At 38.4% G+C, this 22,659-nt stretch carries 22 protein-coding genes; 2 read left to right on the top strand and 20 right to left on the bottom strand.

Annotated features, from left to right (window positions below; genetic code table 11):
- Window positions 1–1,070: 1,070 nt before the first annotated feature.
- The 18 genes from ABV001_RS11740 to ABV001_RS11655 form a co-directional block, all read right to left on the bottom strand.
- Complete coding sequence (locus ABV001_RS11740) at window positions 1,071–1,259, bottom strand: hypothetical protein (RefSeq protein WP_352422983.1); 189 nt, start codon at window positions 1,257–1,259, stop codon at window positions 1,071–1,073.
- A 133-nt stretch (window positions 1,260–1,392) separates the two neighbouring features.
- A complete protein-coding gene (locus tag ABV001_RS11735; RefSeq protein ID WP_352422982.1) occupies window positions 1,393–1,785 on the bottom strand; it encodes a WbuC family cupin fold metalloprotein in 393 nt (130 codons plus the stop codon).
- A 53-nt stretch (window positions 1,786–1,838) separates the two neighbouring features.
- The gene (locus ABV001_RS11730) at window positions 1,839–2,135 is read right to left on the bottom strand and encodes a hypothetical protein (protein ID WP_352422981.1); all 297 of its coding nucleotides are present in this window, start codon (window positions 2,133–2,135) and stop codon (window positions 1,839–1,841) included.
- Between the two features lie 47 nt (window positions 2,136–2,182).
- Window positions 2,183–3,397, bottom strand: a complete 1,215-nt coding sequence (locus tag ABV001_RS11725; protein WP_352422980.1) for a glycosyltransferase family 4 protein — start codon at window positions 3,395–3,397, stop codon at window positions 2,183–2,185.
- Window positions 3,398–5,029, bottom strand: coding sequence for a heparinase II/III domain-containing protein (locus ABV001_RS11720; RefSeq protein ID WP_352422979.1), 1,632 nt, complete (start codon window positions 5,027–5,029; stop codon window positions 3,398–3,400).
- Window positions 5,030–5,105: 76 nt separating this feature from the next.
- Window positions 5,106–5,570 (bottom strand): hypothetical protein, encoded by a 465-nt coding sequence (locus tag ABV001_RS11715; RefSeq protein WP_352422978.1) that lies wholly within the window; start codon window positions 5,568–5,570, stop codon window positions 5,106–5,108.
- Window positions 5,557–6,828, bottom strand: coding sequence for an AAA family ATPase (locus tag ABV001_RS11710; RefSeq protein WP_352422977.1), 1,272 nt, complete (start codon window positions 6,826–6,828; stop codon window positions 5,557–5,559). Before ABV001_RS11710 ends, ABV001_RS11715 begins: the two co-directional genes overlap by 14 nt.
- A gap of 499 nt (window positions 6,829–7,327) precedes the next feature.
- Window positions 7,328–8,119: a hypothetical protein gene (locus ABV001_RS11705; RefSeq protein WP_352422976.1), complete on the bottom strand. Its 792-nt coding sequence runs from the start codon at window positions 8,117–8,119 to the stop codon at window positions 7,328–7,330.
- Complete coding sequence (locus tag ABV001_RS11700) at window positions 8,089–8,313, bottom strand: AAA family ATPase (protein WP_352422975.1); 225 nt, start codon at window positions 8,311–8,313, stop codon at window positions 8,089–8,091. The genes ABV001_RS11705 and ABV001_RS11700 overlap by 31 nt, the downstream gene beginning before the upstream one ends.
- 60 nt (window positions 8,314–8,373) lie before the next feature.
- Window positions 8,374–9,699, bottom strand: a complete 1,326-nt coding sequence (locus tag ABV001_RS11695; RefSeq protein WP_352422974.1) for an ApeA N-terminal domain 1-containing protein — start codon at window positions 9,697–9,699, stop codon at window positions 8,374–8,376.
- A 200-nt stretch (window positions 9,700–9,899) separates the two neighbouring features.
- Window positions 9,900–10,523 carry a DUF3226 domain-containing protein gene (locus ABV001_RS11690; protein WP_352422973.1) on the bottom strand — a complete coding sequence of 208 codons (624 nt, stop codon included), beginning with the start codon at window positions 10,521–10,523 and terminating at the stop codon, window positions 9,900–9,902.
- Window positions 10,523–11,662 (bottom strand): AAA family ATPase, encoded by a 1,140-nt coding sequence (locus ABV001_RS11685; RefSeq protein WP_352422972.1) that lies wholly within the window; start codon window positions 11,660–11,662, stop codon window positions 10,523–10,525. Before ABV001_RS11685 ends, ABV001_RS11690 begins: the two co-directional genes overlap by 1 nt.
- A gap of 94 nt (window positions 11,663–11,756) precedes the next feature.
- Window positions 11,757–13,877, bottom strand: a complete 2,121-nt coding sequence (locus ABV001_RS11680) for a bi-domain-containing oxidoreductase (RefSeq protein WP_352422971.1) — start codon at window positions 13,875–13,877, stop codon at window positions 11,757–11,759.
- Between the two features lie 52 nt (window positions 13,878–13,929).
- On the bottom strand, window positions 13,930–15,615 hold the full coding sequence (locus tag ABV001_RS11675) for an RNA/DNA-binding domain-containing protein (RefSeq protein ID WP_352422970.1): 1,686 nt from the start codon (window positions 15,613–15,615) through the stop codon (window positions 13,930–13,932).
- A 322-nt stretch (window positions 15,616–15,937) separates the two neighbouring features.
- On the bottom strand, window positions 15,938–18,082 hold the full coding sequence (locus ABV001_RS11670) for a KAP family P-loop NTPase fold protein (protein ID WP_352422969.1): 2,145 nt from the start codon (window positions 18,080–18,082) through the stop codon (window positions 15,938–15,940).
- A 279-nt stretch (window positions 18,083–18,361) separates the two neighbouring features.
- Window positions 18,362–19,186, bottom strand: a complete 825-nt coding sequence (locus ABV001_RS11665; RefSeq protein WP_352422968.1) for an ImmA/IrrE family metallo-endopeptidase — start codon at window positions 19,184–19,186, stop codon at window positions 18,362–18,364.
- Complete coding sequence (locus tag ABV001_RS11660; protein ID WP_352422967.1) at window positions 19,167–19,505, bottom strand: hypothetical protein; 339 nt, start codon at window positions 19,503–19,505, stop codon at window positions 19,167–19,169. The genes ABV001_RS11665 and ABV001_RS11660 overlap by 20 nt, the downstream gene beginning before the upstream one ends.
- A complete protein-coding gene (locus ABV001_RS11655) occupies window positions 19,502–20,173 on the bottom strand; it encodes a sigma-70 family RNA polymerase sigma factor (protein ID WP_352422966.1) in 672 nt (223 codons plus the stop codon). The genes ABV001_RS11660 and ABV001_RS11655 overlap by 4 nt, the downstream gene beginning before the upstream one ends.
- A gap of 165 nt (window positions 20,174–20,338) precedes the next feature.
- Here ABV001_RS11655 and ABV001_RS11650 point away from each other — a divergent pair, with 165 nt between their 5' ends.
- Both ABV001_RS11650 and ABV001_RS11645 read left to right on the top strand, forming a co-directional pair.
- A complete protein-coding gene (locus ABV001_RS11650; RefSeq protein WP_352422965.1) occupies window positions 20,339–20,470 on the top strand; it encodes a hypothetical protein in 132 nt (43 codons plus the stop codon).
- Window positions 20,471–20,509: 39 nt separating this feature from the next.
- Window positions 20,510–20,650, top strand: coding sequence for a zinc ribbon-containing protein (locus ABV001_RS11645; protein ID WP_352422964.1), 141 nt, complete (start codon window positions 20,510–20,512; stop codon window positions 20,648–20,650).
- Window positions 20,651–20,776: 126 nt separating this feature from the next.
- Here ABV001_RS11645 and ABV001_RS11640 read toward each other — a convergent pair whose 3' ends face one another.
- Both ABV001_RS11640 and ABV001_RS11635 read right to left on the bottom strand, forming a co-directional pair.
- A complete protein-coding gene (locus ABV001_RS11640) occupies window positions 20,777–21,793 on the bottom strand; it encodes a type II TA system antitoxin MqsA family protein (protein ID WP_352422963.1) in 1,017 nt (338 codons plus the stop codon).
- Window positions 21,794–21,805: 12 nt separating this feature from the next.
- Entirely contained in the window at window positions 21,806–22,105 is a 300-nt protein-coding gene (locus ABV001_RS11635; protein WP_352422962.1) for a toxin, read from the bottom strand.
- Window positions 22,106–22,659: the final 554 nt, after the last annotated feature.

Here is a 22,659-nt window from a genome sequence, read left to right as displayed (position 1 = left end):
GGACTGTTTCTCGCTCTTGTAGCACCTCTAAAACAACTTTGGTTTTAAACCCGGAACTGTAAGTTTTCCTTTTCTTCATGACAACAAAAATAATACAATTTATTAATGATACTTGTTGTCCAAGATTTGGGGGTAATTATACGAATTAGGATCTGCCAGAAAAAGGTTGAGCAGACCATTATCGGAAAAATAACGTTTCTTGATGGTTTCTCGTTCCGAGAATTTATCGGAACAAATAAATCAAACATACTGTTTTTGCAATGGATTTTCTTTTTAAATTAATTATTTTGTATTCAGTTGCCCATGTTGACCTATCACCCCATGACAATAAAAAAGAACTCCCGGCATCAAGTCCGCACCTTCTCGGGAATAGCGCTACATCACTCCTTATATCCACCTTATATACACCTTATAAAAACAAAAGGAGGCACCAACCCATTCTCATTGAAGAAGGTGATGCCTACAACTATAATCCAGTCCTAATTCAAAAGGCATATTCATTCTGGAATATTCATCTGCCCTGTTTAGCTTTCAATCGGCTTAAATCATGGATACTATATTGAGATAATTCTATTAACTCTCTTATTTTATTCAATCGTACTTCCCGAGTCCCATCGTTCAAGGGCCAAACGGGTGGATAATCCGCCTTTTTTAATAAATTTTGGAGGCCCGAGCGGCTCCTTTTGTGATTACCGCCCATCCTGCATTCCTACGTTTTATAACGTGCATGCGTTTCTTCTCTTTACTAACGGTATCCATATCTTTAACCATTTGCTTATTACTACTGTGAACTCTACAAATCTACATGAAAAACATCATAATTCCAAATGTATAAAATAAAAAAGTTTTTTTATATATCGCCAGATTCCGGGAGATTGTCTTGATCCCACATCCCAGAGCGTTGGAAAAATCTTCAGCATCCACACATTCAATCTTCTGATATTTTATATTAGTGTGAGACACAGTCTGTGGGATACTTCCGATTTATATTTTTACTGATCTCTCACAATTATTTTACGCAACCTATGCTGAAATGAACAAAATCGGAAAGCTCGTCTCTCCCCGTCATACTAATGATAAGAAATTTGTGCAATTTGTGCAATCCCATTTAATGTATAAAATGCCCCAGCACCTTTCTGACCGCTTGGTATAATAAGATGTTTCTTTACCATTTTCGATAAATCATTGCTCGCAGTATTACGAGAACAGCTATTCAAGTGTTGGTATTCATTATTGGATATTCTACCTTTTTCTTTCATATATATTATTCCTTTTATTTAGCGGCTATTTAATCCGATGGACTTTAGGTATTCTTCATTATAAATATCTTTTTTGAACTCTATCCAAAAGCCAGACATATCATAATAACTATGGCCAAGAACAGGAAGCTTATTATTCCAGTATATCCTCTTTGTTGAACGAAATGTAGGGACCGTCTTTCACTTCGAAGAGCACGGTGCCCGGCTCCAGTACTTCCAGTGTGTGCCACTGCCCGGCGGGGAGATGGATGCCGTATTCCTTTTGTTTGGGGTCGATGATGGATTCGCCGGTCAGTTCTTTCTGGTCGTTATAGAACAACACCTTCATGCTTCCGCGGAGAACAATATATGTTTCAGCTGTATTCCGGTGCCGGTGAATTGGGAGGATTGTGCCCGGCTCCAGGGCGTTTAGTAGCCGTTGCGCTTTGGCTTCCAGACTGTCATGCAGGTTGAAATTCATCCGCAGGCGTTCGCTTCTTTTCGCCTTGGCAGTTACTTCATCTAATAGTTGTTCGTTGATCAGCATAACAAAATCTATTAATAGGATGTTGATAATCTGGTGTATCTTTTAATCCAATTTTATTGACATTTGTCGTCAGATTTAATAAAGTACCAATATGTATACTTATCCTTTCGTTCAGCAAGAACCTGTGGTATTAAGCTGAGTTGTTGATTTTCGTCGAGAAAGCGCAAAAAATTCCTGATCGGTAGTCCGTCTTTCTTATCATGTGTAAATATACCTTTACTAATAAACAGACTCATAAGTTCTTTAGCCTGAACTTTGGAGACGTTTGAAGTTTTAAAATACTCATAAACGGTTTTTCTAATTTTGATAGCTCTCTGAATATCAGCATGTGTAAGTCCTATTGTTGCCATGGTCTAACTTATTTAGTGAATGATAGATACTCTCGACTAAGAAATAATTATGTGATATCATTTATAATACCCAACATTTTGGCGGCCAGTTTTTTGCGATTGAAATCATGGGCTAATTGTTGGCAACCGGCTTTATATTTTTCTATTTGATCCGGGTTTGAGAAGAGGTGGTCTACTTTCCGGATAAAATCGGCTTCATTTTCCGGCTCGTAAAACAGGCCGGCATCATACTGATCAACGATTGAGCGTGCTTCCCCGTCCACACCAAGCAAAATGGGGATTTCCATGGCGGATGTTTCAAATATTTTCGATGGAATGACGGTCGTGAATAGATCACTTTTCTTTAAGTTGATGATGGCTGCGTCGAGTATGCTTAAATGATCTGATACTTCATCCTTTGGAATTGAATCCAGCATGGTAACATTCCGGATATTCTCCGTCTTCACTTTTTGGAGCAATTTGGCTTTTTCAGCTCCGTCCCCGATGAAAAGAAAATGCAATGAAGGGTGGGAGTCCATCATCTGCTTCGCACAATCGAGTATAAACCCGAGATTGTGTGCCATTCCATGGGTCCCGATGTATCCTAATACTATTTTATTTTCAAGGTGTAGTTCCTTGACCAAGCTTTGTTCTTTTTCCCTGGGTTGATACAGACTAAGATTGGCCCCGTTCTTCACTACCTCTATCTTGTCTTCCGTAATGCCTTTTTCTTTGATGATGGTCTTGAATTTATCGGTGACAGTCACAATTCGTGTGGCACTTCTATAACACCATTTTTCCTCTTTTTCAAAATAACGGATAAACACATTATCTTTCATCGCACCCACTGTCTTGATGGATTCCGGCCATAAGTCACGCACCTCCATAATCCAAGGTTTCCGTTTCCAGAATGAGAGCGTACGCCCGGCAAGTGCCGTAAAGAACTGCGGTGATGTAGCGATAATAACATCAAATCCTTCGGAAATGGCCGCGAAAAAGGACGTTATCGAGAAAGAGATATAATCGAGCGTACGTAAAATAAAACCTTCGTTTTTCGTGATATACGTCCAGACTCTGATTACCTTTATACCATCAATATACTCCGTACTTTTCCGTTTATTCTTATAGCCGTCATATACTTTCCCTTGAGGAAAATTGGGGAAGCATGTAATTACTGTCACCTCCGCACCCGATTTCACCCATTCCCTGCAATGTTCGTAGGTGCGGGTGGCCGGCGCATTGACTTCCGGAGGAAAATTATCAGTCAAAAATAAAATTTTCATCTAAGTAGCATTATTTGCGCGATAGATACGAATCGAAGTTGTTTCTTCCATCACGTGATAGACAAGCCTTTTGGCTTCTCTCAACTTATTAAACCCCTCTGCAAATTGATAGCTTTCAATATTTGTTTTTACAGCCGGGGTAAACTCTACAATATATTGTCCATTGATGAGCCATGCGTCACCTTCCCGCACGCAAGCCACATCCGGATGAAAATGGATATATCCCCTCACATCATTATCAGTATAGCTTCCTTCTATCCTGTCGGTTATTATAACTTGCGTATCGGTCATCCCGAAACCACGCTGCAATAAGATACCTGAATGACGATAACCATCGTGTCGGGCTGTTACCCCCGTTATGTTTTCCTGTAGAATGGTTGTTCTGGCCCTTCTCCCCACACGAAAACCACTCCAAACCTGTGAAGAATTTTCATTATTGACCACTAACACATTATGCGCTTCCGAGGACCGTTCTTTTTGACGCCTTTCGTTTTTCTCGTAGGTGGAAACACCCGTATCAACGATACAGGGAATACCTTCAATATGCAGGATAAAGTTCAGATTATCCGCATGAGAATGGCCGGGTTGATAAGAGGGCGATATTTGTCCCACGTCACAAAGCAACTCAAACCGGTCGTTTTTAAACATCCTGTATCCCGATTCGCGTAAAGGTATTTTCTCCTTTCTGATATTCAACGGCCGTGCATATTCAAGCAGTTGTTTCGTTTCCGGGGCGATTCCGGGTGATGCATCATTTACCATGGGAATCACGCCCGAGTCAAATGTCATGTTCTCCAACCATGAAAGCATTTTCTGCGCCGTTTCATCTAATATTGACCAAAGGCTAACTTCAACCTCCCAAGCATTCGAAACAACCAAATTATAGCTATCCAACACCCTGGATAATATAATCTGGTGGTACATCGGCGACAATTCATAATGTACCCCATCCTTTAGAATTTGCTCTTTCAGTTCTTTCCGTATAATTTTTGCGGCTTTCCCGTACAATGTATCATCTCTGAAATAATAAGCGCCGAACAATAATCCGAAGCCATTCTCTAAAAGATGATTTGCCAAAAGGTGATATTCCAAGTTTTTAGTGAGCCTTATGCAATCCGAATATAATTGCCGGTTTATTGTTTCATCGTGGATTTCATATCTTGACAAGAACTTCACCCAATTGATAATCCGCAAGGAAATAGGATACGGATCATAACCATCTACATGAGTAGGGCTTTTAGAGACGAAGTCATTTATCAACCGTAAGCCCTCTTCTTTTGTAATATTTTCCTGATTCAGGAACTCGAAATAATTCAGGTTGTAGACCCAAAGTTTCCCGAAATCACTGAAATTCCAATCTATCTCTTTAAAAGTCTTTGCCCGGTTCAAGAACTCAAATGTATTATTTCCGGAATAGGAAGAAAAAGTCGGGATACACCGATTCATCATCACGGATCGGGCTGCCGGAATAGTTTCAGGTACAGAAAACTTTCCACGTTTCCTGCATAAACGATAATATATCTGGTATCCCACCTGAATTGGTTTAAGATGGCACAGGGTTTCAAAATACAGCCTCAACCGATTCTTCCTATTTTCATTCATAACATAATCGATCTCAAGAAAGGGGTGCATCTCTAAGGGATTGATTGTAGATCTTCTCTATCTTATCCCAAGGTAAAGTTTGCGCTAATTTATACCTCCGGTTTTGTTAATCAATATACTCTCTCATTTGGCGTGTTTGTATTAGAAGGTTCCCTCCTTTACCTTTTAAAAATTTCTCCAATCGTTGTTCTTCTGTCGATTTAATTTGAGGTACCCGCCTTTTCGAAAGAATGATACGCCCGTATATTTTCGTCACACCTGAAATGGATTGATCCAGTATATGGGTAATGGAATTCTTTATTTGCTTAATCGCCTGGCTACAGTCCGAACCCTTCAACTCGATGAAACGTACCGTATCCGAATTCATATTATATAGCCCGTAATCACATTGCTTTTCAGGCATATTCCTCATTATACCGGCATCAATCTGATAGCAAGCCAATTGATTCCGATTTGCGTTTTCTCCAGAATAAGAGGATTTTCCACCTTTGTTGTCACTTAAAGCGATCAAGCGGCGGTTATCCCAAAATACGATATAAGCAGGGTCGGTATATTTCTCAGTCAGCTTCATATTCCAGATTCATCAATTTATCATAATCCCTGTCCAACTGACGAGACACCTCATCAATTTTCTCAGCCTTTATTTGTTGGAGATCTTTGTCCAAAATAGAAGAAAGCTTTCCGTTTTTTACAAACCATGCACCCACATCTTCAAATTTGATCCAATATCTCAAAGGAACGATTTTCTTCACCGCATCTTTTTGGGCCATACCCACCTTTGCAGCATACAGCAGATTATTTAATGACGTAAGCAAGTAAGGACTATGGGTCGTGATAAATACATTATGGCGCCGTTTATCATTTGTCAGTTTTGCCAGATAATTCATTAACTCCCGTTGAGTGGTAGGATAAAGATTTAATTCCGGTTCTTCCAAAAAAATATTGGAGTATTGGGGAAACATGAAATTGGATGTTAGTTGATTAAAATAGTCAACATCCTTCTTGTCATAGAACGTATATATCTGATTTCCTTTGGCTACACTTAGCGCATTCTCGTTTAATTGACCGGTAGAATTACCTCTCTCATTGAATCGGCGCTTCATTTCATTGTAAATTTCCCTGATGAGTTTATTGTGGATAGTTTCCAGGGAAACACTCTCTTTCTTTTTCTCATTATATACCCCTTTCGTTACATATCGTAAAATAACTAATAGCGGCACTATGGATTGCAATCCGCTTGAAGCATTCGTGAAATCAATCGTTTGTTGGTTCTTCAACCGGATCGTGTCGTGACGGTTTGTCTTTTCAAAAGAATAGTTCACGCCCAAATTCAAAATCCCGATAGGTGTGCCCGCATAATAAGAACGTGCTTCCTCCCAATCCGACATAAAACTCCGGATATTGTTCTCTTCTAATTTCACATCAAACCAATTCGGAATGGTGGCTACAATATTTCTTTCCGAAGGGATATAAATCGTTTTCGGTCGGATATATCTCCATCGATCTTTCCATTCAAATCGGAATATCTCCGACGGCTTGGAAAAGGAAAAACGTACCACATCCGTTTCATATTCAATGTACGCGTCAGGGTGAATAAACTTTTCCAGCTTGTGGAATACCACAAGGCGATTTTCAAAAACACCTTTTTTTTCAAAATAGGCAGGTGATTGGGCTGTAGATATCTCTTTTTCCACCCAAGAGCAATAACAGGCTATCTTGTTGACTGTACTTTTCCCTGAACTTTGTAGTCCTATCAGCAAGTTGATACGTTTTAATTCAATATCTACATCTGTGATAGGCCCTATATTTCTTATGATCAAATGCTTCATCGATGAATACTCTTAAAATGTAAGGATACAAATTTACAAAATTATTTGAGAGTTGCCTTTTACTTTTATTTCTTCTTTTGTGCCATACAAAGTAAGTTTAGTATAGCCGTTTTGAAATGTCCATTCAGGGATTTTTAATCCTAATTCTTTAAATTTTACTACCCATCAAAAAATTAATTCCCCGTTGGGTAATTTTATATTGGTAGTAATGTACCCAACAACACCTTTCCTCGTTTTTTTAGGAACTCCACCCTTTTATCTTCCTAACTCCACCCTTTTTTTTAATTCGTCTAATATTATACCGCTGTTTATCACGAATTTAATATTTTCTAACTCCACCCTTTTTTCTTGCCAACTCTCCATTAATTTTAAAATAAGTTCATCCTGATTAGTTAATTTTTTCAGACTTAAATCAAGAGATAAAGAGAATAATGTGTCACTTCTTTCTTTACCGAGTTTCTTCTGTTAATTTTTGAAGATTCAACCTTGCGGTTCCATATTACAATCTGCCAGGCAACATACTTTGTAGTTCATATACTGTCTCATTATAATCATTTTTTTCTATTTCTTCAAGATTCATTAATTGATATAACTTGATGCCGATATCAGATAATATACAATTCCCGATTGTGGCACCGAGCTTGATCGGACCTCTACGTTGAAAAACCGATAGTCGATCCATCTCTGCCAAATCAGAATATAAAGAATAGTTGAATGTTTTAGTGGATAAGCCTCTTGCATATTCATTTTCAATGGGAGCTAAATCAATTTGAGGGGTACCCTTCTTCTTGAATACTTTGATAAGACACAACTGCCGGTATGAAAGATTTTCGGCTATCTTTAAAAGTACAGTGGCATAATTAAAATCCACCTCATCCGTAAAAGAAATATTCCCTAAAAAATTTCCATAGAATTGTAATTTTTTCAATTCCCACTCTTTTTGTAGTTTTGTGGTTACTCCTTCTAAGATGACGTTGGAATCAGATAAAATATTATCATTCCCTATAAAACCATCCTCCCTGATAATTTTGCCAGCTTTAATGTTTTTTTCAATACGGTCAATGGCGAATATGTAACCAGCACCAATTTTTTGTTCTTCCCTTTTACTGATTGTTCTATTTAAAACATCATCACTAATTCTATTGAAAGTCATAGAAAAGATCGTGGGAAGTGATGCTCCTAATAACAGCCCTGTCGGGCCAGCAATAGCACTTCCTATTATTGCGCCAGTAACATTTCCCACTATTTCTGATCCGGCATTTAGAAGTTTACGCAAAGATTCTTCATCCATATCAAATAATTTTTTCGGTATAAGCGTTTAGAGCGCACAGGAAGGAGGCAAAAGGAGCTGAAAGCTTCCAGGGCATTACTTTTCCCCACATTGGGTTTGCCGATCAATAAATTAATCCACCGGCAGTCCTCTAACTCAATCCTACGGATGGATTTGAAGTTTTCAATGGTTATTCTGTCCGTAAATTTTTCCATATCCTAAATCTATTATGAGATGCTCATTCAATAAATCAGCCCATTCACAAAGATATTTTTTTATTCCGATTCTTCAAATATCTTAGAGCTAGCCAGAAGGCTACTATTGCTATTATTAAGGATTACATTAATTTGAGAATTATCAAAACCAATGAATTGTAACAAACAACATATCAGCAGTTTTCTCAACTTATGAGTCAATACGTATAACTCTACGCCATCAAGAATATGTTTCTTTTTAACTCTCTCCATAAAATGGGAATAATAGTTTCTGGAATCTATCACCTCTTGAATGCAAATATTGTCAATTTTAATTTTATCGATACCTGAAAATTCCAATATGACACTATTAAGCATGTTGGAGAGTGCGTCTTCTTTTCTAAATCGGGTACAAAAACCTTCTAAGGCTTGTATCACAATTAGAAAATCAATACTGGAAAAAAAAGTTTTGTTTTTAATGCTCTCAATTAAATGGGTTCGTATAGGAGCGATATCTTCGCTCTCTGTACACCATTTACGGATGATATAAGGATATTGTTCTTCAATTGTATGATAATCAAACAGGAAATTATGCGGTTTAATTTTACGAGGAACACTGTTTGGTTCATGCTGAACGTAAATCAGTTCTATTTTATGGTATATTTTCTCTCCATTCTTCAGTTGTTGAAATTGATTCCTGTCGTATAACCGTATTTTAGAGCATTGTGCAACTTCCAGAGTAGCCAATGATAAAAATTGTTCATACGGAAAAATAATCGAAAGGTAATCTTCAATAGAAGAGTCATCCTGTTTATGAATCTCAAGCGAAGTATATTGCTCAAGCTTGGGTGTTAGAAAAAAATCAGACCCACTATAGTTTATCCCCTTTGTTAGATACAACTCTGTATTATTGTCAATTTGAATAACATTAATTGTATTCTTCGCCTCATCATAAGCATCAAATGAAATTGTAATTGTGGAGAATTTCTCTTCTTTATTGAAATAACTAACATTCCGCAGTGCTTCCGGATAACACCAATACGTTAAGAGGGGAAATGAAACGTCAGCTTTAAAAAATGACGGTTCTTTTAAACTCAGAATATGTTTACCTCTAATCAAGTATTGGCAATTATACTTGATAATGGAAAAAGGGCAGCTAAAATTTCTACTTCCCGAAGAATGACAATTTATGAGAGTTATCTTTTTTGCGTCAGCAGTAATTCCATAGATTACTTTTTCCTTTTTATTATTGAACAATGCTTCAAATGAATTTTTCTCATTTCCAAATGAACCGATCAATTCAAGGCTTATACTTTCATTAGGAGTATAAGTCAGGATCCCGGCAATAGTTTCATCTGGTTTCTCCGGTAAATACCAATATCCTTTATCTTCTATTCTTTCAATCATTTTTATGAGATTTTTGATAACAATATGGCATTATTGATATCCAAGCACAGCTATAAATCGAATGCTACGAATCATAATTCCCTAATTTTTCACAAGAAAATCTATACCATAATTGTTTTAATTATATTCGATTGATTTTAAGTTTATAATCTAATCAGTAGAATAGAAGATATGGCACCGGATCGGATATAAAGAAGTTTTTATGAAAACAAATTCTTCATCCAATCAATTAGTTTCATACATGTTTCCTGTTCCGTTGTTAAGTATCGTTTAGTGATACTTGCGCCCATTGGAGTACCAGGATCTTTCTGCCAAGCGAGCCAAGTATGGATTTCCGCTTTAGCGTGGTGGTGCATATTGTACCGATTCAATCGGTTCGATTCTATATCCTCTAACGTGGAGTTAACCATAGGCAGGAGTTGGTCTTCTTCCGGTATCAGAAAAGAGATAAAATCTTCCAGTATTCCATTTATTTTATTGTCAGGCATTATCCACACACCTGCTTTATGTGTATCATTTGACACAATCAAACCGTCTTCGGGCAAACTTCCGGGAATGGAAAACCCACTACTTTGTAATACCCCCTTGACCTTTTCCCATCTTTGATCTAATTGATCGTCCGCATCAATAATAATTCCAACCGTTCGTATTCCGGAAATTTTAAAGCGTATGGGAGTCTGTTCGATAAGTTTGTCTATTCCATTACAATCAATTACTTCAAAATTTTCAACCATTTGATGTTTTTCACAGAGTGCCCAGATAACATGTTGGTCATCCTTTCCTTCAACGAGAAGTATTTGATTCATATCTTTTTTTGATTCCATCACCTCACTTCAATATCTTGTTCATCTGCAATTTTTAATTCATCTGGCGAGAACTGGGTCAGTTTAATGATGCCATCAATACTGTCCATTCGTATCAATTTCCCCGAAACACTATTTTGAGAATCGTTTATCGTGCGTTGAAAACCCTTAATACAATCTTCACTATGGGTAGTGGCGAATACCTGTATATCCAGCTCTTTCGACAACTTGAAAATAATCTTCCAGAGTTGTTCCTGGACGCTGTAATGCAACCCGTTTTCAAATTCGTCAATCATTAGGAACCCGTTTTCACAGTTGACTAAGGACAATATTATGGTCAATATCCGGTTGATACCGTCTCCCATACTTTTTAACGGATATACATCTTTACTTCCTTTTAATTTGATGATAGCATCTCTTCGCCCTCTTGCGTCCTTTTCTATGAAAGCGACCCTTTCTGTTTCCGGTTCAATAATTTTAAGGGCTTCAATAACATACTTTTCCTTGTCGGTAAGAGCTATGTCGTCAAACAGTTTTCCATTGATCTCATGGTCAATATTACCTGTTTTGATGAATTGATAAGAATCAGATATCGGTTTTTCTCCATATGAGTATCTCCTGAAGTTGAAATTATCAAGAGGATACAGATATTCTGAATTGGCATCTTTTACTGTAACCTTAAATCCAATCTTAAAATCTCTATCTGCTTCAATGTTGTTTTCTCCGATCAGGACTCTTCTTCTCAATAAATTGGAGGAAGCATCTTTTTGCGTTTCGTCAATGTACCTGACAAATTGGATGATTACCGATCCATCCGGCATTGTTGAACTACCGAAAATGTCTTCCGCTAGTTCTCCGATGAGGATGGAATTTTCCGCATTAAAACCAATGGTGCGATTTGTGAATATCGATGATAAGGTTTTTAAATTGTCATTCTCCGTATTTTTTGTCCTGTCCCGTTGCTGTAGTAATTCACCATGGTTTTCAACTATCTGTTCCAGATCCAGTAAATTTCCCTTGGAGGCATAGATCCGTATGGCTTCCAACAGGGTAGATTTACCCGTATTGTTTCTGCCGGTTATCAAATTCACCTGATCAAGTGACTTCATCCGGAAATCCTTCAGATTCCTGTAATTTTGTATATGAAGAGATTGTAGCATCTTTTTTTCGCTAAATTACATGTTTTATTCGATTCAACAATCATTTACCCACTATTTTAATATCTCTTAGGTGCTTAGTCCAGGTAACTCATATTTATTTCACCTCCATCCATCGGTTCTCTTTCGAGCTTTGTATGGCTGCGAAGCTGGCCCGGGTGGTGTTGACGATGCTATCAAACGGGATAAGCGCCTCGCCACCTTGCTGCACTGTTTGAATAAGACGATGGAATTGGGTTTTATGCCCCTTGTCCATGGCTGTTTTCAATTTTGAAAAGCCTTTTACTCCAAAAGCTTCTGTCTTCCGGAAATTATCCATGATAAAGGTGCGTTCTTGTGAAAAGACTTCTACTCTTTCTTTCGAGTAAGCCTTAGAGCCGTTTGAGAAATAGTTGATTACCCCTGTGGATCCATTCTCCATTTTCAGCAGGATGCTGGCGTTGTCCGTGTTCTCTTCCGGGTTTACTCCCATGGCGTTCATACATACCGCTTTCATCTTGCTACCGGTGAGGAATGCTATCAAGTCGATATAGTGACAAGCCTCCCCTATTATTCTTCCACCACCGGTTTTCATATCCTGCACCCACACGTTAGGGGGAATATACCCTGCATTCATGGTGGCAATCACGTTCATTTGACTATCCCCTACCAATGACTTGATCTTTTGTATATGCGGGGAGAACCTACGGTTAAACCCAACCGTCAAGGTTTTCCCTGATTTTTCGTACACTTCTATAATTTGCCGGAGTTCCTCTTCATTCAATGCGAGAGGTTTTTCCACAAACACATTCTTGCCTGCCTTCAATGATTCCTCCACCATACCGGCATGCAGATTGTGCCGTGTGGTAATCATCACCAAATCCACTTCATCATCAGTCAAGATATCCTTATAACTGGTTGTTGAATTGGCAAATCCATACTTCTTGGCCATCAACGTTCCCGACAAACCACCCTGGCTGGCAATATATTTAAAATGTACACCACTGTCTTTCAGTGCCGGGAGCATGGTCATTTTTGTGAAATTTCCTGCACCAATAACTCCGACTACACCTTTGGAGCCGGAGAAATTATGATGCTGCAACAACACCCTACTCTTCAATACAGCCGGATCATTGTTTTCCGGATAATTGATGATTGACGCGATCGATCGATGCGTGCCGATATCATCGTAGATACTACCATAATCCACCAAATCTACCTCCTCTGTAATCATCTCTTTCACCGAAAGATTGCCGGAAGCAATTGTCTGAAGGACAGTCTCAAAATTACGGTTTTCCGTCCATCTCACGTAAGGCAAAGGATAGTCTATTCCCTTATTTTCATAATTATCATCATATCTTCCGGCACCATAAGAACAAGATACCTGGAAAGTAAGCTCTTTCTCATAAAATTCGGCACGACTGATATTCAAACCTATAACCCCCACCAATACAATCTTTCCCCGCTTACGGCTCATTCGGGCGGCCTGTGAGATGATGGCATCGGTATGGGCAGAAGCCGTGATGATCACACCGTCCGCTCCCACATTCCCGGTTTGTTCCTCTACGAACTTCACCACATCCCCTTTTCCTGAATTATAGGCGATGACACCCCATTTTCTGGCAAGGGCTAATTTTTCTTCATCCAGATCGGTACCGATCACCCGGCACCCGTTCGCTTTCAATAGTTGGGCGGTAAGCAAGCCAATCAGTCCCAACCCGATCACCACCACAGTTTCCCCCAATGTGGGATTTAGCAAACGGATTCCCTGCAGGCCGATGGAACCGACTACTGTAAAGGCAGCCTCCTCATCGCTTACATTGTCGGGGATATGTGCAACCAAGTTTTTAGGAACACAAACGAACTCAGCATGAGGTCCGTTCGATGCCACCCGGTCGCCCACTTCAAATCCGCTCACACCTTCACCTACAGCAACCACTTTACCCACGTTACAGTAACCCAGTGGAATTGGTTCATTCAACTTGTTAAATACGGAATGTACCGTAGGCATCAAGCCATCGGTTTTCACCTTGTCCAATACCTGTTTCACCTTATCAGGCTGCTGTTTTGCTTTCTGCAGATAATTCGATTTCCCGAATTCTACCAGCATCCGCTCTGTACCTAATGACACCAAACTTTTTGTCGTTTGAATCAGCAAACAGCCCCGTTTTACCTGTGGTACAGGTACTTCTTCCAATATCGTTTCTCCCGTCTTAAAGGATTGTATAATTTGTTTCATAAATATATGTTGTATTCTTTCCTCTCACTCATTCTTTTTAGTATTCAATTTTTTAAATCGCGCTTCCCATCAAAAAATTAATTCCCCGTTGGGTAATTCTATATTGCTGGTTCGGATCATTCGCTTGTTCCAATGTGTATCCTATTAAACCGTTATCCTTTAATGGTTTCACATAATCATCTCGGTATCGCTCTTTGCTCCGATAGCCTAAAATAGAAGCCAGTTCTTCCAAAGAAACAGGTAGAAGAGTCAGGAGTAGTGTACCCAACAAAACCTTTCCTCTCTTTTTTAGTAACTCCCCACTTTTTTCTTTCCAACTCCCCACTTTTTTTAATTCATCTAATGCTATATTACTGTTTATCAATAATCTAATATTTTCCAACTCCTCACTTTTTTCTTGCCAACTCCCCACTAATTTTAAAATAAGTTCATCCTGATTAGTTAATTTTTTCAGACTTAAATCAAGAGGTAAAGAACGTAATATGTCACTTCTTTCTTTACCGAGCTCTTCTTCTGTCAATTGACTGAGCGAAAGATATAAACGGTATAAATCTCCAACCTCAAAGATAACCATTGGAATAACACTCAAAAACGGTTCATCTTCAATAAAGAAAGGATGGGCTCCTCCCGTATAAGCATTTACAAATTTATTCATATTCTTTACACCCGAACCGATTTCGTCAGCCCAAGTGAGTACATTGAAAAACGCACGGATATTTGGATTTTTAGGTTCGGCATCAAATGTTTCCAAATCAAGCGGGCCTCTGAAGCGCACCCGGTTAGGATTGGTAGCCTCTACACGGTCTTTATAGATAACAACTTCCGTAGGTTTGGCACTGTTATATTCCCTATGGATGATGAGATTACCCACCAATTCCCGAAAGATGAGTTCCCGTAAATCTTTCCGTTCTCCATTTCTGTCCTGATAGAATTTCTCTGCCCATTTCTCTTTGATAAAAGCTAACGCTTGCAGGTACGAATCAATTAAATTGGTTTTTAGCAATAAACGGTCATCCCAACGATTCATATTCTCTCTTCTAACTAAAATATCTATCCGATATGCGGGGAGTATATTGCCAATCACTTCATCTGTCCCAAATATCAATGCAGCGGCAAGTGTCAATCCTTCAACACCTGTGGTAAAATCTTTTCTGAGAAATCGAGCATCTCTTAAAATCCGTTCATTTGTTGCTTCCAACCAAGGATGGTTAGCATTGACCAATGCCAAACGGGAGCGAACTTTGTCAAACAAAGCCGTATCGAAATCTGTTATTTTCAGATATGGAAAAACCTGGTTTTCCGTAAATACATTGCGTTTCCGGGCATAAAGTTCTGCAATACGTGCTTCATCGGTAATTCGGAAATCGCTGTCATTTTCCCGGTCATACACAACCATAGCGTGCTTATGAACAAAAGAACTCACCGGTACACGAATATATAATAACGATCCCTGGAGATGTGTTACTTCGTTTACAGCCAAGGGAAAAGGAGGGTTCAATACATCTGGATTGTTCAATGCGGTAACAATATCCTGCTTGAGATTCATTAAATTCTGTCCTCCAAGCCCCAATACCGTCCCATCATCAGCTACTCCCAACAAGATAACACCGCCTTCTCGGTTGAGAAAAGACGCTACGGTGTCATAGAATGAATCCGGAACGCCGTTCTGTGCTTCCTTGAACTCAGTACGAATATTTTCTCCTTGAGATAAGATTTTATTCAGCTCCTGTTGGGTCATTTTTTATTGTCAATTATCAAGTAGCGATCATAGTGTTCGGGAATATCGGTTCTTTTTTCAAATATCCACTTATCACAGACATCATATAAAAAATTTACATCATCTTCCTCTAAATGTGTAGCTTGATATGTAATATGCACTACTTCCCTCTTCCATTTTTCTATATATGACGTGTCTTGCAAAGATAATAATAAGTTACGGTAAATCTGAATGTTTTCTGATGATGATATATGGACTTATTCCCAATGAGATATTCATTATTTTTCCCGAATGAGTTTTTTAGCGAAAAAGCCGGTTAGTTCATTCGTAGCCTATTTGTTTACTACTTCGATGCATCTTCTTTACTATTATACCTTTCAATAAAAAATCCCACCGAGTTATAGTAATCAGGAATGCTATTGGCATCAACGTCTTTAATCCTATTGAAAACAGTATTTTTATCAAAAAGTTTACAGAATTTATCATAAGACTCCGGTTCTGCTCGAGTAATCATTCTCCTGACAAATGACACTATGTTAAAATCTTCTTCCGTGAGATAAGTGTCAATTTTTTGGTGATATTCTTCAGGGGCGACTCCTCTCCAAATTTTGAATAATACCGTTATGGGGGTTTGACCCAATTCAAATATTTGCTTAATTCCTCTTTTCTCAATATACCTGATGATTAGTCCGTGTACAATCTTGTCCGTTTTATTAGAGATGGCATAATAAGTACTACTCTTATCACAAAAATGGGTTGCAAAAAACAGATGGAAAGGCTCTAATTTTTCTGTTGATAGAATTTTAGAGAAGATATCCAATTGTTTATCACGATTGGGGATAACTCTTTCATACGTCGTTCCCATATTATCCATATCAATAATGTATCTGTCAATTATATCGCAAATAGTGAATTCCGGATAGACTCCCAGACGGAAGTCAATGTATTCTTTTCTCTCTTTATTTATTGACAAACGGGATAAGGCCATACATATCTTTCCGATACAATCGTTGTCAATATTGTAGGAATATCGCATATAAAGCATTTGGGAAATGATTCTTTGTAACTGCTTATATCCATATCGTTTATGGTAACTATCGAAAATGTTAGTCAAATCGTTTTCATCCTTTACAGATATTGTTTCGATCAGTTCATCGTATTCCACATCACTTAATATGTCATTCGGAACGGCGTATAGGAAATATTTGTCGAAATAAAAGTCAGAGCATAATCTTTTTTCATTGCCAAGTTTTACCTGATCATAAGTTTCAAGGGAAAAAGGGTATAAGATTTCATTGATTATCTTGTCTATAAAAATAAATTGTCGAGAATTTATCTTCTTTCGAATACTCTCTAAAAAAGTGTCTTTTCTCGCTTGTCTTTTTTCAGGGAAATCTAATAAATAATTAGAACTTATTTTACTAATTGTTCCGGTTATCAGATGTTTATTATTTTTTATTTGTTCATAAGCATCCAGTTGGAATAATTTTAGTGCTTCCAGCAAAAACAAATCGGAGAGGTTGACTTCTCTATAGATGGATGGAAGAGTAAAGGAGAGGGCATTTGCATATAGGATGATCTCCCTCACTGTGGAGAAAAGAGGAAACAGATAATTGTAAAACGTCTCCTTTACAGTTTCGATAGAGGTGGTAGTCCTACCACCTTGCGATAATAACGTTTCAAGTGAGAAGAATAGATGAGATTCGCAGAACCTTTGTAGATACATCCTTTGTATTTTAGGGAGATAAATCGGAACCTGGATGATCTTTTCTAGGAAATGCCTTCCCGATTGTTCGTCCCCACTTTCAAAACGTTGTCCGATCGACTTTGCCACCATATCCACATCCATCGCGATAAGGTAAGTGGTATTCACAAAATCGGCATTCTGGCGAATCAGTTTGAATAAAGCATGCAACTCCTCCTTATCGAGCCGGTCCACATCGTCAATCAATATAAGAAGATGTTTTCCGGACAGTCGGATACTTTCATTCAATTCTTTTTTCAGTTGTCGGATATCGATGTCAATTTTAGAAACAGCATTGGTAATTTTTTTTAATGATTTTCCTACTATATTCCCCAATCCCGGCATGGCGATATTGAGCAATCCTGATATCCCCAACGACACCAAAGGACCATATTGTTTTATCTTTTCAACTACCTCTTTACTATTTCCCCTTTCGAACGCCTTAAAAAAATCCAACAAGAACGATTCCTGATCTTTAAACAACCAGGGGTTAAACTCAACGACATTGATGTTCTCCTCCTTTTCAAGTTCCCCTTTAACCATGTTAAGGACAGAGGTTTTCCCTTCACCCCATTTCCCGTATATGCCGATTGTGTAGCAAGGGTGAACTGTTTCACTCTTGTACTTTATCGTTTCCGAAATACTCTTAACGATACGCTCTCTACCCAGTAAATCCTCAGAAAGATTATTAATAGGTGAGTCTTCGATTATAATCTTTGTCGCATTCGTGCTGTTATTTCCCATTATATTGTCAAGGAAAAATTTAATTCCTATTTATGTTTTATATATCAAATCTCCCCCCCTAAGAATCTTCCCGAACAACTCCACCCCTTTTAAATGGAATATTGTTGCTATATCTATACTGATTATGAAACTGCGCCAAGTTCAATTCATCCAATTCTATGGTAGTGAACTGGGGCGACTCCTTCCAAATTTTGAATAATACCGTTATTGGGGTTTGTCCCAATTCAAATATCGACTCAATCCCTCTTTGCTCAATATATCCGATGATTAGTTTGAACATCAATCCTCCCAGATGACACTCAGGACAAAATCGTTTTTGTCAGAATAGATACAATGTTCATAGAATTTCCGCCCGTAATCATTACGATCGCCGATTCTGAACCAATCTTGGGCAAACACAATTTCGTCTTCTGTACTTTTTATGCCGTTTTCATAAAAATATTCACCAGCGGCCGTGTTGTGTGGAACCAAAAAGGCTCCCGTATAATTGATATATTTAAAAGGAAAATCCTCACTGTATTTAAACCATTTGATTTGTCTGTTTATTGTGCATATAATCATGATCGGATGATTCCCTATTGATGCAAATTTGATCAGGGTGGCGGCTATGCTTGTTTGGTATTTGGCCGCAATTTCTTCTATCAGGTTGAAAGAGAATTTTCGTTTGTAAATGTCATTTAGTAATCTCGCTTTGGGAAGTAAGAGGCTCGAGGCAAAGAAATCAGCTTCGAGTTCCGCTTCATTGTCGGAAGCGAAATTCGTAAAGGAGGGATGTGGACTTACCAACCTTTTTTTTAGAGCGTTTCGATGTTCATCAATGACATAGTGCCCCAGTTCATGTGCCAGAGTGAATCTGACCCGGGGCACATATTTGTGTTTAACGCTATGGCTGTTCAGATAGACATGGAATTTACCGGCGCGGTACTCCAACAGCCCATCAAATGCGTTACCATAGTCTGCGAACGAATAGGTTATGCCATATATCTTCAATAATTTATATGGGCAAATTAAGCTGTCGTAAAAATATTCATCCGCGATAAATTCAGCTAAATCAGAAAGCTCATTTTTTCTGTAATTCGGTAAATCAAATTTGTTCTTCGTCATTTTCCGCCCTGTCTCTGTCAGCCCTCATCTTTTTCGCAATTTCATCAGGAATAGTGGTGCCCTTACGTGCGGCCCGCCCCAGATTTCCAACAGTGCCACTTAAGTCCACAATAGTCCCCTTCTCTCTCGGGAATCGTTTTCCTGCCTGTAACAACTCTCTGGCGTCAGGGTAGTCGGGGGGAGTACCTTCAATCCTGTTATTTTTTTCAAAGGCGATAATCTCCTCATCGCAAGTAGGGAACATATAGCCGAGAGATTTCAATGACTTTTTCAAAGAATCTTCAAAATCACTGTTTAATTTCAAATTTTTATCGGTCATTTTGATAGATGATTATATGATCCCATATATTTTTTTATTTTATCCAAAGAACGTTTCTTGATTTGTCGCATGTTGTCCGGGTGCACATTCCACATATCGGCCAGCTTTTGTATTTCCTCTCTGGGTAATTTTCTGTTGCCATCTTCGTACATAAGGTAAGTAATCAGGATATGTTTATCTCTTTCGTTTAGAGTATTGAGCGCTTTTTCCACTAAGAGTAAATTTGCTGAAGGTTCTTCTGTAACTTCAGGCTCCAATGAAAATATGGTGAAAGACAAGTCATCAACACGGACCATTTTTTCTTTGTATTCTTTGAATTCCCGGAGTAATTGATACATCTCGTTCTTGGCGATAGCGGCAAGCCATGCTTTCAATCTGTACTCTTTCTTGTCTGCTACGACCTCGTCAATCAATAAGAATTGATCAGCTTTCTGGTAAACCGTCAGGAAGGTATTTTGATGTACAGATAGGATTAAGTCCTCGCCGTACATCTTCCAGGGCAAGCAGGCTTTCTTCACTACTGTATATATAAAGTCTTTATATCTTTCATAAAGTAGAGAGAAGGCTTGTTCTGCATCTTGTCTGTTTTCTTCCTTTAGCGACATGCGAAGAAAAAGATCCGCAAGATCAATTTCATTCAATGTTTTTAAATCGGATTTTACTTCCATTTCATTCTTCAATAGTATATATGCTAATTCGTGACATATTCTTTATGTCTTGTTCTTTATGTCTTGATGTCACGGTTTCACATATAGAAAATAAGACAACGGATAAATTCCCTGTCCGTTTAAGTTGGGAATAGTATTGTTATATAAATTAAAAACTGGGTGAATATGAGTAAGACTTCAACACGCGTAAGAGACGCAAGGACGGGTCATTTTGTTCCGTCCGAACAAGCCGAACGCAGGCCTAATACTACCGTGACCGAGAAAGTCAAGGTGGGACCTGTGAAAAAGCGCAAGTAGAGATTAGTGAACTAATTTATTAATTTAAAATTTGAAACAATGCACGACACAGGAGAGAAACCCGGAAAGGGTTTGTACCAATGCACCAAGTGTGGGCAGGCTATCAGACTTGACGATCACGATGATACCCTCCCCCCATGCCCGAAATGTCATGGCACTCGATGGATCAAAGTTGGCTAATTTTTAGAGGGTGTTTCACGTTGTGGAAACATCCTCTTTTCATAACTGACTTCTGTCACTCATTGTACTAAGCAGTACATCATGCTTACGCCCAATCGATGATGCCTCCCGAGACGTATTTCATGTTCATCGATGAATGGCCTGCCCATCCATATCAAACGCATATTCATAGTTGATAGCAGACTTGTTGTTTTCATTTTTTATCCAGCCTTGCTCCAAATGGCTTATCTCCTTTATATCGCTTGCGGAGATGTCTTTAAATTTATTTGCCACTCCGTTTAGTATCTCCATCTCTGCATCGGTAAAGAGTGAGGCATCGAACTTGTGTTTGTCTGAAGTTGCAAAAATTGTACCTTCCTTGCCCGACGGAAAGTGTTGGATTTCTCTTTTTATATATCCCTCGTTTGATAGATATTCGAAAATACTTTGAAAATTGTCGGGTACAGGCCCGTGATCGATGGCTATATACTGCATACCGCTAATGGAGAACGCACTGTTGCGGAAATTCAGAAAGTCGGCATAAAACAGCAGCTTGTTCATTTTTGTCTTATAGGGTTTCATCCTTTCAGCAAAAAACAGCACCATCTGCGCAAGCTTTTCTGCATTTGGCTTTTTAAAGCCTGTCAGTTTTCCTTTGTTGTCAGATCCAAAAATATAGTCGAGAACGGCAGTTGTAGGAAATTGCTCTTCGTTTTTATTTATCAGAGTATCTGCACGTTTCAATATTTTCTTCCTGTCATTTTCTTTCAATGTAGTGCACGATTTCACCAATTCTTTAAAATAGTTCGGGTTATCGGCAAGGCTTATCAACTTAGCGTTTGCTTTGCTGGGAATCTCCCCCACTTCGTAATTGCGATATGTGTTGACCCCTAAACCCAATATTTCCGACATTGAGGATGCCGACACCTGATATTTGTTGCGCACTTTTGCGATTTCATCGGTAAATGGAATATTGTTGCTATATCTATACTGATTATGAAGCTGCGCCAAGTTTAATTCATCCAATTCTGTGGTAGTGAACTGCTCGCCGCTATCCTCACATTTATAAAAATGAAACACAATCTCAAAACTTTCTTTCCTGAACTCTGCTCTACGCTTCTCACGACACAGTGGCATCTCTTTTCCTGTTATCGGGCTTTTCATATCCTTTTGGTTTTATTTCTTGAATGGATAAGTCATTTTATATTCTGCCAGATGAAACGAAATACATATTACGTTGCTTCTGGCTTCTCCCAAGCTAATTTTGATATAAACCTCCCGGTTTTTTATCGTTTTGCCAAACACCCACATATCCGCTCCTTTATACAATGTATCTTCGAAAGGACCTTCACTATAATCGGCTACGTCTAAGTCCTCCAATACTTTCTTTCGATCAATAGGGCGGATTTCCAACTCCGACAGCGTTTCAAAGTTTTTTCCTCTTTCATCACGGAACATCACATCCCAAATCTTCATCTTTTGCTTAAAATCGCGAAGAAAAGATTTTATCTCACTTTCCGTTTTACTATTGTTTGGCAAAGATAATGTCATTTTTATATTTTTGCAACTTTATAGTTGGTTATTTGAATATAATGATTGCATTTTTTACCTTTGTAGTAGTTTTTTTATTTGTGGTTGGCTGAATTATTCCATTTTTTATTCTGATCCTCATGCTGCCGTTCACGCATCCGTGTAGGGGAGGTTCGCCTAATAAACTTTCATTCCTGTTGCAAAATGTAAATATAATAAATTAATTGCTGATCAGGCAAATAAATTAGTCGAGCACCCCGATAAACTCCTCAAAATTTATTATCAGTCCCATATATTCAAACCTAATTACACACTTCAGATATCCACAATTTAATGCTTTCTCCTACTTTATCAATAAATTTCACTACTGACCGGATAAAATTTTAAGAAAAGGGGTTACTTCCTTTCGGTTTCGCCCCAAAGTTGTAATTTTGTTTTGAACAGAACAAAGTACAACCATGGGTAAAGATAGTAATAAACATTTAGTCGGTCAGCCGATT

Source organism: Proteiniphilum sp. (assembly GCF_040307845.1).
GTDB lineage: Bacteria > Bacteroidota > Bacteroidia > Bacteroidales > Dysgonomonadaceae > Proteiniphilum.
Note: the sequence above shows the minus strand (reverse complement) of the source record. Positions and strands in the feature narration are given on the sequence as shown.